The sequence below is a fragment of the Paractinoplanes ovalisporus genome, assembly GCF_016834655.1.
In the GTDB taxonomy this organism is placed as follows: Bacteria; Actinomycetota; Actinomycetes; order Mycobacteriales; family Micromonosporaceae; genus Actinoplanes; species Actinoplanes ovalisporus.
Genome location: NZ_JAENHP010000024.1, coordinates 98,730 through 112,095, shown reverse-complemented (window position 1 = coordinate 112,095; position 13,366 = coordinate 98,730). Strand labels below are relative to the sequence as shown.

Sequence of the window (13,366 nt, the reverse complement as noted above, 5' to 3'; positions counted from 1 at the left end):
TCGATCTCTCCACCCCGCTCATGACATATGCGTAAGCGGGACGCATATGTCATCAGCTAGAAGCGGCGCCGTGGGTGATTCGCACCGAAGATGAGGGTTGCTACTTTTGTGTGGTACCTCTGAGAGCAAGCCTCGGAGGTGACCCATGAAAGCGCCCAAGCCCGACAACGAGACCGACCGGCTCGCCGCCCTCTACTCGCTCGACATCCTCGACAGCGCGCCGGAGCAGGACTTCGACGACATCGTCGCGCTCGCGTCGAACGTCTGCGGAACACCGATGTCTCTGGTCACTCTGCTCGACACGGATCGCCAGTGGTTCAAGGCCCGGGTCGGCATGGAACAGACCGGGACCGACCGGGACACGTCGTTCTGCGCGCACGCGATCATGGGCCGGGACCTGTTGGTCGTGCCGGATGCCACCAAGGACCGCCGGTTCGCCGACAACCCGCACGTGACCTGCGAGGACGGCATCCGCTTCTATGCCGGGGCGCCGCTGCTGACGACCGACGGGTTCGCGCTGGGGACGCTCTGCGTGGTCGACAACGAGCCCCGCCGCCTCGACCTCGAGCAGCTCCAGGCGCTGCGCGCGCTCGCCCGGCAGGTCGTCTCGCAGATGGAGATGCGCCGGCACGCGGTCGCGCTGGCCAACACCACGGCCCGGCTGCAGGAGCTGGAGCGGCGCAAGGACGACCTGGCCGGCCTGCTCGGCGGGGACCTGCGGGCACCGTTGCGCCTGATCTCGGCGTACGTGGAAAAGCTCGGGAAGACCGGTTACCACGACGCCGAGATGGCCGACCTCATCGGGCGCGCCACCGCCGGTCACATCCGCGGCTTCCTCGACCTGCTGCACCATCTGAGCGAGATGGCCGAGGCCGGGTTCGGCACCGAGGCGCTGCACATGCGTCAGATCGACCTCACCCGCATCACCCAGCGCGCCGTCGACGCGGTGCGGCCGATCGCGGCCACCAAGCAGATCTGGATCCTCAACCAGGCGGGCGGCCCGGCCCTGCCGATCATCGCCGACCCCGTACGGCTCGAGCAGGTGCTCACCCACCTGCTGTTCGCCGCGGTCAAGTACACGCCGTCGGGTGGACGGGTGCGGGTGGGAACCGAGATCGAGTCGGGCCCGGCCGTACGCCTCGACGACATGGACATGCCCGACGGCATGCGGCCCGAACTGTTCCCGCACCTCTACTACGGCGCCATCGCCAACCCGGCCACCATCCCGGGACCCGACCGGGGCCTGGCCGTGGCCAAGAAGATCCTCGACGCGCACCACGCGACGGTGGCGCTCTCGGACCGGCCCGGCGACGGCACCTCGCTGCACGTCGTGTTCCCGTCGGCCGACCTCACGCCGGCCGCCATGCTGGACGAGCTGATCTCCGTCTGAGACACATCGGCCCGCGCCCGCTCGGCTGCAGTTCGAGCGGGCGCGGGCCGACGCTTCACCCGGTGTAGACCGGGCCGGATCCGCCACCCGGGGGCGAGCCGGCTGACGGAAGGTCTTCGGGGCCCAGTTCGGCGGTGTGGCCGCGGGCCGATTGGGTCGGCACCGCGGGGCGGGCGACCGCCCGGCCCGCCGCCGGATGGGAGTCGGCGCGCCCCTGACCCAGTGTCGACGGCCAAGTGTCCACAACGGGCGCAACATCGCGGGGTACGGGAGGGGGAACGGCTTCCGCCCGTACGCCCAGACCGGCTCGGTGCAGTTTGTGCCAGCGCAGCCGTCCGCCGGTCAGGGCCGTGGTCGCCGACTGCATGAGCACCAGATACATCAGCTGCCGGTAGGCGAACTGCTGCAACGGCAACCGCCACAGCGGCTTCAGCGACTCCTTGTCGAAGCGGAACGCGACCGCGGCCGTGAACAGCTGCAGGGCCAGCATGCCGAGCCAGGCGATGACGGTCTCCTCCAGCTCCCAGAAGACCAGGCCGTACAGGAGCATGATGTCGACGACCGGGGCCAGCATCGGCAGCGCCACCCCGAACAGGGCCAGGAACGGCAGCCCGACCCGGCCGAAGCGACCCGACGGGCCCTTGTCGAACAGGGCGCGACGGTGCTTCCACATCGCCTGCATGGTGCCGTAGCTCCACCGGTACCGCTGGCGGTACAGCTGCTCCAAAGTGGCCGGTGCCTCGGTCCAGGCCTTGGCATCCTCCGCGTAGACGACGCGCCAGCCCTGCCGCAGCATGGCCATCGTGACGTCGGTGTCCTCGGCCAGCGTCTCGTCGCTGATCCCGCCCACCTGGGCCAGGGCCTCGCGCCGGAACGCGCCGATCGCCCCGGGGACGGTCGGCATGATGCCCAGCACCTCGTAGAGGCGGCGGTCCAGGTTGAAGCCGATCACGTACTCGATGTGCTGCCAGGCCGCGACCATCTTCTCCCGGTTGCCGACCTTGACGTTGCCGGCGATCGCCCCGACGGTGGGGTCGGCGAACGGCTGCACCAGCGTACGGATCGAGTCCGGCTCGAAGATCGTGTCGCCGTCCACGGTGACGATCAGGTCGTGGCGCGCGAGGGCGATGCCCGTGTTCAGCGCGTTCGACTTTCCGCCATTGGGTACGCGTACCACCCGTACGTTGGGAAGCCGCATCTGCTCGACCAGCGAGGCCGTCCCGTCCGTGGAGCCGTCGTCGACGACCACGACCTCGATCGCCGGGTAGTCGCCGCCGGCCAGGGAGCGTACGGCGGCCTCGATGCCTTCCTTCTCGTTGTAGGCGGGCACGATGACCGACACCGGCTCGACCACCGGAGGACCCCAGCTCCAGCCCGGCTTGCGGCGCTGCCGGGTGTGCCGGGTGGCGAGGAGCAGCAACAACGCCGTACGGCCGATGGTGAGTGCCCCCACGACCAGGAACAGGATGGCGATGAACCAGACCAGGCCGTCGGCGACCCGTACGGTCCAGATGACCGCGCTGCCCCGCCACACGTCGCTGCCGGCCGCGTCGGGGTTCTCCGGCAGCAGCGGCACCTTCCCCGCGGCGGCACTGTTGCTCTGCTCGATCGTGCGGTTCAGGCCCTCGGTGACCGTGGTGAACGTGTAACCGCGGGCCTTCATCATCGGGATGAACTCGCGCAGCGCCGCCACCGACTGCTGCCGGTCGCCGCCCGCGTCGTGGAACAGGATGACCGCCGAGCTCTCGCCGGCCGGGGTCGCGTTCTTCACGATCTGCGGCACGCCCGGCTTCTGCCAGTCCTCGCTGTCCAGGTCGTTGACGACGACCAGGTAGCCCTGCCGGCCCGCGTCCTTGATGATCTTCCAGTTGGTCTCGTCGATCGCGGCGTTCTTCGACGAGTACGGGAACCGGGCCAGGTTGGTGTGCACGCCGGTGGCCCGGGCGATCGCGACCTGGGTCTGCGAGAGCTCGAGGGTGCGCCGCCATGGCGCGAGGCGCTGCAGGTTCGGGTGGGTGAAGGTGTGCAGGCCCAGCTCGTTGCCCTCGTCGGTGATCCGCTTGGTGAGCTCGGGGTGCCGGGAGACCTCGGAGCCGACCACGAAGAACGTGCCGTGCGCGTCGTTCTCCTCGAGCACGTCGAGAATCTTCGGCGTCCACGTCGGATCGGGGCCGTCGTCGAAGGTCAGCGCGATCGTCTTCGCGGGCATGCGGCTGGTGCTCGCCTGGCCGCCGGTGGTGTTGATGACCGGGCCGCCGTTGAGGATCTCCTCGGGGACGCCGGCCTGGTCGCCGACCTCGGAGTCGAGGTGGTCGCTCTTGAATTCGGCGTTGATGTACGCCTGCACGACCAGGACGCCGACGAAGACCAGCACCAGCAGCGTGCCGAGCATGATCCGGGGGCGGGGCAGGAGCCGTCTCCGGACCGGGCCGCGGCCGCGGGTGCGGGCCCGGCGGGTGGGCATCGGCGGGGGTGTGTTGGGTGCCGGGGCCTGGTGAGCGGGGGTGTGGGTCACTGAAGCACCTTGGTCGTGAGGGATATGGATTCGGTGAGGACCAGGTCGGTGGCCTGCAGGGCCTGAGGGGTTATGTCGGTGGGGTCGTCCTTGTCGTCGCCGCTGTCGCTGTCGCCGCCGTTGTTGTTGTTGCTGCCGATCGGTTCCGGGGTCGCCGTGCCACTGCCGCCTCCGGTGCCGCCGCTGCTTCCGCCTCCGTTGGCTTCGCCGCCGCTGCTTCCGCCGTTGCTTGTTCCGGTCCCGCTTGTTCCGGTCCCGCTTGTTCCGCCTCCAGACTGGGACGAGCCCGAGCCGCTCGGGCTCGGGCTCGTCGGGTTGTCCACGGCGCCACCGCCGCCGGACCCACCAGTTCCGCTGCTGGGCGGCGGGACGGGGTTGGCCGGCGGGTCCACCGGGGTGCTGGGCGGGGTGCTGTCCGGCGGATCGTTGATCACCGGCGGCGGGTTGGTGTCGGTCGGCTGGGTCGTCGACTCGGTGGGCGGGTTCGCCGGGGGCTTCTTCACCGGGGGCTTCGTCGTCGGCGACGCGGAGGGCGTGGGCGACTTCGAGGGAACCCGGGTGGACTCCAGCCGAGGGGTTTGCGGCCGGACGGTGGTCCGGCGCACCTCGGGGACGTAGAGGGCGCGCGCGGCCTGGGTCGGCGTGGGCGTCGGGGCCGGGCTCGGGGCGACGGCCGGCTTCTCCTCCTTCTTCTCGGGCTCGAGACCGGGCAGAGGCAGCACAGCGCTGGAGCGGACGGGGCCGCCGGCCAGGCTGACGCTGATCAGGCCGCCATAGAGCATGACCAGCGCGCCGAAGGCGTACGCGAGCCGCCGCAAGAACCGGCTGCGGCGCCCGGTGCTGTCCACGAACACCGGTGCGGGCGTCTCGACCGAGATCACTTCAGTTTCCGGGAACTCGGACGCGACGAATTGCGGGTTTTCTGGCTCGTGCGAAGTCACGCGGCGAGCTTAAAAAGATATTTGGAGATCTTGGTGGCGCTCACTCTTCCGCATGACGGATGATCGTTAAGCGGAAATCAACCGAAATGATGAGGCCTGGAGTTTGACCAGATGGGGGCTCATCTGTGCCACGGCCGAGAGGGCGTCGCTGAGCTGCGGCGAAATGGTGAATGGGCCGAGGTTACGCGGTTTTACCAATTGTTTCGCTGTCGTATCCCCGACAATGAAAGAGGCTAAAGCCCGAAGCTTATTCGCATGGCGATATGCACTTCTTGTAAAGAGTAAACCGTTATGTCCGAATTGTCGAATCGGCTTGATCGAAATTTGAAAGTTCCCCTGGCCACCCGTTGTGTCCGACATCGGAGGTCGTTAAGCTTGCTCGTGCGCGCCCCTATCGCCCGCTTCCCCCGTGGCAGGCGATCGGGGCGCGCCCTTTCTTTCTCCGGGCCCGCTCGCGGTGAGTTTTCCCGCCGGCTCTGAGCCCTCTGTGGATGTCCACGAAACCCCGGTCGCCGCTCCGGTGGACAACTCCGGGCTTCCCGCTTGACACGCGTTAGGGTCGGCCCCGCCGCTTTTCCCTGGGCGGGCGGGGGAGGTGGTGGCTGCTCAAACGATCTTGATATCTGATGATCTTGATAAGCGGTGGGGAAAGTGTCGAGCCGCCGCGTGGCGGGTGCCACGGCGACGGCTCGAGTAGGGCGGGAAGGGCGGGCCTAGATCCAGCGACCGCCCAACCACATTCGGCCGGACCAACTGTCGTACGGGATGGTCTGGGCCGTGAAGATCGGATAGAAGTAGGCGAAGCAGACGGCTACCAGCACGATGAAGGCGCCGGCCACGACCGTGCCTATGAGCTGGCGGTCCGATCTCGCGGAGCCCTGCGCTATGCCTTCGGGTGGCGTCATGATCGCGCCGAGGACGTAGACGACGGCCAGGATCAGGAACGGCAGGGCCGGCAGCACGTAGAACGAGAACATCGTGCGGCCGTCCTTGACCGCGTAGTAGAACCACGGCAGCAGGCCCGCCACGACCGGCACCAGGATCGCCCACGCGCGCCAGTCCCGCCGGGCCAGGCCGAACCAGATCAGGCCGGCCAGCGCGGGGAGGAACGACCACCACAGGATCGGCGTGCCGAGCAGCAGGATCTCGCGGGCGCAGCTGGGGGCGCCGCAGTTGCCGCCGTTGTTCCAATAGAACGCGACCGGCCGCCCGAGCAGCAGCCACTGCCACGGCCACGACTGATAGACGTGCCGTTCGGTCAGGCCGCTGTGGAACCGGTACGCCTCGTGGTGGTAGTGCCACAGGTTGAGCAGCGCGCCGATCACCGGCGGCTCGCTCATGCCGTTGGCCTCGCGGTAGTGGCGGAAGTAGCCGGTGTCGGTGACGAACCAGCCGGTCCAGGTGGCCAGGTAGATCACGAAGGTGAGCGCAAAGCTGAGCAGCAGCCAGCCGAGGTCGCCGATGACGCCGGCCAGGAACGGGCCCTGCACCCCGGCCGAGCGCCGCGCCTGCACGCGCCACAGGATCACCAGCGCGGCCAGGAACGGCGCGAAGAACAGGGCGCTCCACTTCACGCCGCAGGCCATGCCGAACGTGACCCCGGCGACCAGCAGCCACCACGGCACGATCCGGGGCACGTGGGGCGTCTTCGCGGGGTCGTAGCCGTTCTCGAGCGCCTTCAGCCACTGGCGGCGGTAGTGGTCGCGGTCGAGCACCAGCGCCGCGAACGTGGCCAGGATGAACGTGCCGAGGAAGATGTCGAGCAGCGACGTGCGCGAGAGCACCAGCTGGAAGCCGTCGAGCGTCATCAGCAGGCCGGCCAGGCCCGCGAGCAGCACCGAGTGGAACAGCCGGTAGGTGACCCGGATCAGGATCAGGATCATCACGATGCCGGCGATCGCGGCCGGGAAGCGCCAGCCCAGCTCGTTGTTACCGAAGATCATCTCGCCGCCGGCGATCAGCCATTTGCCGAGCGGCGGATGCACCACATACGCCGGGCCGTTGGTCTTCTCGTCCCACTCGACGCCGTGCTGCAGCATGTCCCAGGCGTCGGTCGGGTAGTACACCTCGTCGAAGATGTACCCCTTCGGGCTGCTGATCCCGTTGAGCCGCAGGATCGCCGCGATCGCCACGATCACGCCGGTGACCAGCCACGAATGCGGGTTGAGCCAGTTGTCGAGCGTGCTGAGCCGTCGCCGCACGATCTCCGGGACGGCGCGGACGCCCCCGGGTTCGTCCGCCGACGGCGGTTCCGGGGTGCGTTCTGTCTCCGTCGTCGCCGCCGTAGTCACCCCGCGATCGTAGGACCTGCGTCCGGGAGGTGGTGCCCGCCGTCACCTCGTCGCGGCGTGTGATGGACTTTCCGGGTGGTTCCCACCAACGAAGGCCGCGTGGTGCTGGTCGGCGCTCCGCTGGGCAACATCGGCGACGCCTCGGCCCGTCTGCGCGAGATCCTGTCCACCGCCGACGTGGTCGCCGCCGAGGACACTCGTCGCCTGGCCCGTCTGGCTCGCGATCTGAACGTCACGGTCGCCGGGCGGGTCGTTTCATATTTTGAGGGAAACGACGAAAGGCGCACGCCCGAGCTGGTCGAGGCGCTGGCCGGGGGCGCGGTCGTCGCGGTGGTCACCGATGGCGGCATGCCGAGCGTCTCCGATCCCGGATACCGCCTCGTGCGGGCCGCCTTGGACGCCGGTTATCCGGTCACCGCCGCGCCCGGGCCGAGTGCGGTCACCACGGCTCTCGCGCTCTCGGGTCTGCCGAGTGACCGCTTTGTGTTCGAGGGCTTCCTTCCCCGTACGGGCTCGAACCGCCGATCGCGACTGCGGGAGCTCGCCGCCGAGCCGCGCACGCTGGTCTTCTTCGAGGCGCCGCACCGGATCGCGGGCATGCTGGCCGATCTCGCGGCCACCTTCGGCGACGAGCGGCCCGCCGCGGTCTGCCGGGAGCTGACCAAGACGTACGAGGAGATCAGGCGGGACACCGCGGCCGAGCTCGCCGTGTGGGCGCAGCGGGAGGAGCCCCGGGGCGAGATCACCGTGGTGGTGGGCGGCGCCCCGGAGCGCCCGGCCGAGCGGCCCGCCGACGAGGAGCTGCGGGCGGCGGTCGCGGCCCGGGAAGCGGCCGGATCGTCGCGGCGCGACGCCATCCAGGCCGTCGCCGACGAGTTCGGGATCAAGAAGCGCGAGGTGTACGCGCTGGTGCACGGCTAATAAGCAGCGGCCAGGAACCCGGCCAGCAACGCCAGGGGGCCGGCCAGGCTGAGCAGCACGGCGCCGCGCCGGGCCCGGGCCGTCTCGAGCCGCCGGGCCTTGGTCACGCCCGCGATCGCATAGCCGCAGAGCAGCACGAGCGCGAACCCGAGCAGCCAGCGCAGCTGGAGCAGGGCGCCGGTCCCGCCGACGTACGCCTGCCGGCTGTCCGGACTGACCATGCGGGCCGGAGTCACCGTGCCCGCGATCCGGGCCTGCCCCTCGACGCCGAGCAGTCGCACCTGCGTGATCGTGTAGCGGCCGTCGCCCGACACGAACCGGCCCGAGCAGCGCTGGGTCACGCCGTCGCCGCTGCACTGGGTCGTCGTGACGTATCCCTGGTCGCCGTGGCCGACCGCGAGCCAGAAGGGTTCCGCGCTGACCCAGGCGAAGAACGCCGCCACCAGGCCGAGCGCCACGAGCGACACCTGGGCCGAGAGCGGCAGCCCGGACGGTTTGCGGGTGGCCCGGCCGGTGCCGCGGTGCCGGGCCCGGGTGAGCACCGGCGGCGGCTCCTCGCCGGGCGGGACCTCGATCGTGTCGTCCGTCTGGTCGCGCCAGAACGTGGAGTTCTCGAGCCGCTGGAGGCGGGCGTCGGTGGCCGGGGTGCCGGTCGGCGGGGGCAGCGGCTCGGTGGGCCGGACCTGTTGGCGGGGCCGCATCGGCATCGGATGGTCCAGCGGCACGGTCGGGCGGTGGTGCAGGCTCGGCTCGGGCAGCACCATCACGTCCTCGGGCGGAGGCGTGACCTTTGCCTTCGCCTTGGTCGCGGGAGTCACCGCTTCGGGTGACACCGGGGTCGGCGGTTCCGGAACGACCGGCGCGTCGGTGACGGGCGGAGTGGGCGCGGTGGGCGCGGCGGCAGAAACGGGGGCGGCCGGGGGAGCAGGCGCCACGTGACCGGCCGGCGGGCGCAGCGGGTTGTAGCGGTGCGGGTCCGGCTGGTTGTGGTCGCGCTCGACCGCGGCCGGCGGCTTCTTCACCACCGTCTCCGGGGCCAGCTGCTCCGATACGTCCTGCGTGCCGGCCGCGTGGGCCTCGGCCGCCTCGCCGGTGCGGGGCACGGCGGCCGGGGGCACCAGCACTCCGGTGCCGCCGGCCGCGGGCTGTTCGGGGCCGCGCTGAGGCCGGGCCGGCCGTCCTTCAGCGGAGCGGTCGGTCTTGCCGCGCCACCAGGCCGGGTCGGGATCGCCGAACTTCCACGGGTCGCCGTCGTTGCGAGGCGTTTCCCCAGGCTGTGGCGTGTCTCCGATCACCGGTCCATTGGACTACGCGGCCGAGCGGTGATCACGTTTAGAATCGGGCGTGTCGTGATAAATGCGTATCTCGCGGGAGCCTGAGCGAATCCGTTCGCGAGCCGCCCCGGCCGCTCACTACGCTTGTACCTCATGAGTCACGTTCTCGCCGCGGTTGCCTGGCCCTATGCCAACGGCCCGCGCCACATCGGTCATGTCTCCGGCTTCGGGGTGCCCTCCGACGTTTTCAGCCGGTACATGCGCATGGCCGGCCACGACGTGCTCATGGTCTCGGGGACGGACGAGCACGGCACGCCGATCCAGGTGCAGGCCGACGCCGAGGGCGTGACCGCCCGCGAGCTGGCCGATCGGTACAACCGTGTCATCGTCGAGGACCTGCACGGGCTCGGCCTGTCCTACGACCTGTTCACCCGCACCACCACGCGCAACCACTACGCGGTGGTGCAGGAGCTGTTCACTGCGCTCGAGCGCAACGGTTACATCGTCAAGCGCACGACGCTGGGCGCGCGGTCGCCGTCGACCGGGCGCACCCTGCCCGACCGCTACATCGAGGGCACCTGCCCGATCTGTGGTTACGACAGCGCGCGGGGCGACCAGTGCGACAACTGCGGCAATCAGCTCGACCCCGAGCAGCTCATCAACCCGCGCTCCAAGATCAATGGGGAGACGCCGGAGTTCGTCGAGACCGAACACTTCTTCCTCGACCTGCCCGCCTTCGCCGAGGCCATCGGCAACTGGCTCGACCAGCGGGAGAACTGGCGGCCCAACGTCCTGAAGTTCTCGCGCAACCTGCTCGACGACCTGCAGCCCCGGGCCATCACCCGCGACCTCGAGTGGGGCGTGCCGATCCCGCTCGACGGCTGGCGTGACCGCAACGACAAGCGCATCTACGTCTGGTTCGACGCCGTGATCGGCTACCTCTCGGCCTCGATCGAGTGGGCCCGTCGCTCGGGCGACCCCGAGGCCTGGCGCCAGTGGTGGTCGGCCGACGCCCAAGGCAAGGACGCCCTGGGCTACTACTTCATGGGCAAGGACAACATCGTCTTCCACTCGGTGATCTGGCCGGCGCTGCTGCTCGGCTATTCCGGCGAGGGTGACAAGGGCGGCGAGCCGGGCGAGCTGGGCCGGCTCAACCTGCCGACCGAGGTGGTCTCGAGCGAGTTCCTGACGATGGAGGGCAAGAAGTTCTCGTCGTCGCGGCGGGTCGTCATCTATGTGCGCGACTTCCTGGAGCGCTACGACGCCGATGCCCTGCGCTACTTCATCGCGGTCGCCGGTCCGGAGTCCAACGACACCGACTTCACCTGGGCCGAGTTCGTGCGGCGCAACAACGACGAGCTGGTGGCGGGCTGGGGCAACCTGGTCAACCGCTCGATCTCGATGGCCGCCAAGAACTTCGGCGCCATTCCCGAGGCGGTCGACCTGACCCCCGAGGACGAGGCGTTGCTGGCGGTCGCGAAGGCCGGTTTCGCCACGGTCGGCGAACTGATCGGCAAGCACCGGCAGAAGGCGGCGATCGGCGAGGCGATGAAGGTCGTCGCCGAGGCCAACAAATACCTGTCCGAGCAGGCCCCCTGGAAGCTCAAGAGCGAAGAGGAGAAGCCCCGCCAGGGCACCGTCCTCGCCGTGGCGCTCCAGGTCGTCAGCGACGCCAACACGCTGCTGACGCCGTTCCTGCCGCACTCCGCGCAGAAGGTGTTCGAGCTGCTCGGCGGTGAGGGTGTGCACGCGCCGATGCCGCGCATCGAAGAGGTCGACGACCTTGACGGCGGCCCCGGCTACCCGGTGCTCACGGGTGACTACACGGTTGGCGCCCGCTGGGAGTCAGTGCCGTTGGTCACAGGAACGCCGCTGGCGGCGCCGAAACCGGTCTTCCGCAAGCTCGAGCCCTCGGTGATCGAGGAGGAGTTGGCTCGTCTAGCAGGCTGATCTCATTCCATCGACGAGGCTCATTGGCACTAACGGTGCCAATGAGCCTCGTCCATTTATAGGATTGATCGACGTGAGATCAATCCGGTAGCGTTCGCGCTCCACGGGGGAACACCAGCGTTACATCGATACGGCTTCGTTCTGTCGAAGCCGGGTCAGTTGTGCCCCCTTCGTGAGGTTTTACCCCCTCGAAGGAGCAGTTCCTTGAACACTCGCCTCTCGCGCCCGCTGCTCGCGGCCGTGATCAGCGGCGCCCTGGCCAGCGGCCTGTTCGTCGCGCCGGCGCTGGCTGAGCCGCCGCCGCTGCCCGACGCGACGGAGTCGCCCGCGCCGCCCACCACGCCTCCGGCGACGCCGCCGTCGACTCCCGACACGACGCCGCCCACCACCCCTCCGGTGACGCCGCCGTCGACTCCCGACACGACGCCGCCGGTCACCACGCCGCCGGTGACGCCGCCCGTCACCACCCCTCCGGTGACGCCGCCGGTCACCACGCCGCCGCCGGCCACGGACAAGACCCCGCCCTCGGGTGCGTTCAGCCTGAACCGGTGGTCGATCTTCACCGGCCAGACCGTCACGATCACCGTGGTCGGCGTCGCCGACAACGTCAGCCGGCCCGAGAAGATCACTCGCGTGGTCACCTGGGGCGACGGCCAGACGCAGACCCTGCACTGGACCGCGAAGAACGTCTCGCACACGTACAAGTCGTCCGGCAAGAAGCCGATCACGCTGACGGTGACCGACGAGGCCGGCAACAAGAAGGTCGCCAAGTCGGTCGGCCCGACCGTGGCCAACCCGGTTCTCAAGTACAAGCTGAACAAGTCGTCGGTCTGGCACGGCGAGAAGTTCGTCTGGGAGATGACTCAGGTCCCGGCCGGCGCCACGAAGGTCACGGTGGCGTGGGGTGACACCCGGGCCACGGCCATGTCGCCCAAGAAGCAGAAGATCACGCGTTACTACTACTCGCTTCCGGCCAACGGCAAGTCCGTTCCGGCGGGCGCGAAGACGCTGAAGGCAACCGTCTACAACAAGTACGGTGCCGCCACCGCCATCACGGTGGGCAAGGTGACGCTGAAGAAGGACTCCTGGCGTCCGGTGCTCAAGCTGACCGTTCCGTCCAAGGCGAGCAAGGCCTCGTCGTGGAAGGCGATCAAGGGCACGGCGACCGACAAGGGCTCCGGCATCAAGGAGATGTACGCCGGCATCATCGTGCTGAAGAACAACGGCCACTTCGTCTGCTGGACCGGCAAGTCGTGGGCCAACGCCGACACGACCACGCCCGCCTCCTGCGACCGCCGGGTGACCATCTCCAAGGGCAAGTTCTCGCTGCCCCTGAAGAACACCCCCAAGGGCATCATCGGCATCGGCTTCGGTGCCGCGGACTGGGCTCAGAACCTCGACAACTTCCAGCCGTACGCGCGGCCGATCAGCTGATCTGACACCGCACGTCAAGCCGGCGTCACCCGAGGAGGGTGGCGCCGGCTTGTGCGTTCCAAGAGGAGATGCATGTCCGACGCGTTCGTGTCCTGGTTCCGGTCGTCCCGCACCAGCGCCGAGGAGTTCCTGGCGCTGGTCGAGGATCTGGAGTCGGCCGGTGTGTCGATCGTCCACAAGGCACACGGGACAGCCGTTCTGCTGAACGTCGAGGGCGACCATGTCCCGATGGCGGTCGACGAGGTCGCCCGGCTGATCGAGCTGGCGATCGCCCCGCTCCACATCACCTGGTGGGACGGCGCGGGCGGCCTGCTCTCGCTGTTCGAGGCGAATGCGATCGAGGGCGAGACCCAGATCTACTACCTCGACGGTCAGCCGATGGATCTGCGGGAGCGGCTTACCGGCGTTCTCCGTCGGCGGATCCGCGCGCGGCCCGACGAGACGGTCGGACTGGTCCTCGACAATTCCCGGAACCCGCCCGAGTACGACTGGGAGAGGTTCATGCGGTACGGGCCGGTAGCGCTCGGACCTGTGCCCGACCTGCTCGTGCTGTCGGCGCAGCTGTTCGAGGAGAGCGTCCCCGGGCACTGGCGCGAGGACTTCCATCGCGGCGAGGACGGCCTCTACGTGCTCACCCGCGGTCGCTGACG

Annotated in this window: 9 protein-coding genes; 5 read left to right on the top strand and 4 right to left on the bottom strand. The window is 69.3% G+C overall.

Annotation, left to right across the window (positions count from 1 at the left end; all coding sequences use genetic code 11):
- Window positions 1–145: 145 nt before the first annotated feature.
- The gene (locus JIG36_RS42735) at window positions 146–1,390 is read left to right on the top strand and encodes a GAF domain-containing sensor histidine kinase (protein ID WP_203382598.1); all 1,245 of its coding nucleotides are present in this window, start codon (window positions 146–148) and stop codon (window positions 1,388–1,390) included.
- A gap of 55 nt (window positions 1,391–1,445) precedes the next feature.
- Here the strand turns inward: JIG36_RS42735 and JIG36_RS42730 are convergent, their stop codons facing one another.
- The 3 genes from JIG36_RS42730 to JIG36_RS42720 all read right to left on the bottom strand — a co-directional run bounded on the left by JIG36_RS42730 (window position 1,446) and on the right by JIG36_RS42720 (window position 7,137).
- Window positions 1,446–3,905 carry a bifunctional polysaccharide deacetylase/glycosyltransferase family 2 protein gene (locus JIG36_RS42730; RefSeq protein ID WP_498370788.1) on the bottom strand — a complete coding sequence of 820 codons (2,460 nt, stop codon included), beginning with the start codon at window positions 3,903–3,905 and terminating at the stop codon, window positions 1,446–1,448.
- Complete coding sequence (locus JIG36_RS42725; protein WP_203382597.1) at window positions 3,902–4,846, bottom strand: hypothetical protein; 945 nt, start codon at window positions 4,844–4,846, stop codon at window positions 3,902–3,904. The genes JIG36_RS42730 and JIG36_RS42725 overlap by 4 nt, the downstream gene beginning before the upstream one ends.
- A 713-nt stretch (window positions 4,847–5,559) precedes the next feature.
- The gene (locus tag JIG36_RS42720) at window positions 5,560–7,137 is read right to left on the bottom strand and encodes a dolichyl-phosphate-mannose--protein mannosyltransferase (protein WP_203382596.1); all 1,578 of its coding nucleotides are present in this window, start codon (window positions 7,135–7,137) and stop codon (window positions 5,560–5,562) included.
- A 75-nt stretch (window positions 7,138–7,212) separates the two neighbouring features.
- Here JIG36_RS42720 and rsmI point away from each other — a divergent pair, with 75 nt between their 5' ends.
- Window positions 7,213–8,058, top strand: a complete 846-nt coding sequence (gene rsmI, locus JIG36_RS42715; protein ID WP_203382595.1) for a 16S rRNA (cytidine(1402)-2'-O)-methyltransferase — start codon at window positions 7,213–7,215, stop codon at window positions 8,056–8,058.
- Here rsmI and JIG36_RS42710 read toward each other — a convergent pair.
- Window positions 8,055–9,353, bottom strand: coding sequence for a hypothetical protein (locus JIG36_RS42710; RefSeq protein ID WP_203382594.1), 1,299 nt, complete (start codon window positions 9,351–9,353; stop codon window positions 8,055–8,057). The two genes, rsmI and JIG36_RS42710, sit on opposite strands and share 4 nt — an antisense overlap.
- A 132-nt stretch (window positions 9,354–9,485) precedes the next feature.
- Between JIG36_RS42710 and metG the strand changes: the two genes are divergently transcribed.
- The 3 genes from metG (at window position 9,486) to JIG36_RS42695 (ending at window position 13,364) form a co-directional block, all read left to right on the top strand.
- Complete coding sequence (gene metG, locus JIG36_RS42705) at window positions 9,486–11,282, top strand: methionine--tRNA ligase (RefSeq protein ID WP_203382593.1); 1,797 nt, start codon at window positions 9,486–9,488, stop codon at window positions 11,280–11,282.
- A 204-nt stretch (window positions 11,283–11,486) separates the two neighbouring features.
- Window positions 11,487–12,716, top strand: a complete 1,230-nt coding sequence (locus tag JIG36_RS42700) for a PKD domain-containing protein (protein WP_203382592.1) — start codon at window positions 11,487–11,489, stop codon at window positions 12,714–12,716.
- A 72-nt stretch (window positions 12,717–12,788) separates the two neighbouring features.
- A complete protein-coding gene (locus JIG36_RS42695) occupies window positions 12,789–13,364 on the top strand; it encodes a hypothetical protein (RefSeq protein ID WP_203382591.1) in 576 nt (191 codons plus the stop codon).
- Window positions 13,365–13,366 lie beyond the last annotated feature (2 nt).

Coding starts and splice junctions, on each gene's coding strand:
- JIG36_RS42695 (WP_203382591.1), top strand. CDS start 12,789: ATGTCCGACGCGTTCGTGTCCTGGTTCCGGTCGTCCCGCACCAGCGCC.
- metG (WP_203382593.1), top strand. CDS start 9,486: ATGAGTCACGTTCTCGCCGCGGTTGCCTGGCCCTATGCCAACGGCCCG.
- JIG36_RS42735 (WP_203382598.1), top strand. CDS start 146: ATGAAAGCGCCCAAGCCCGACAACGAGACCGACCGGCTCGCCGCCCTC.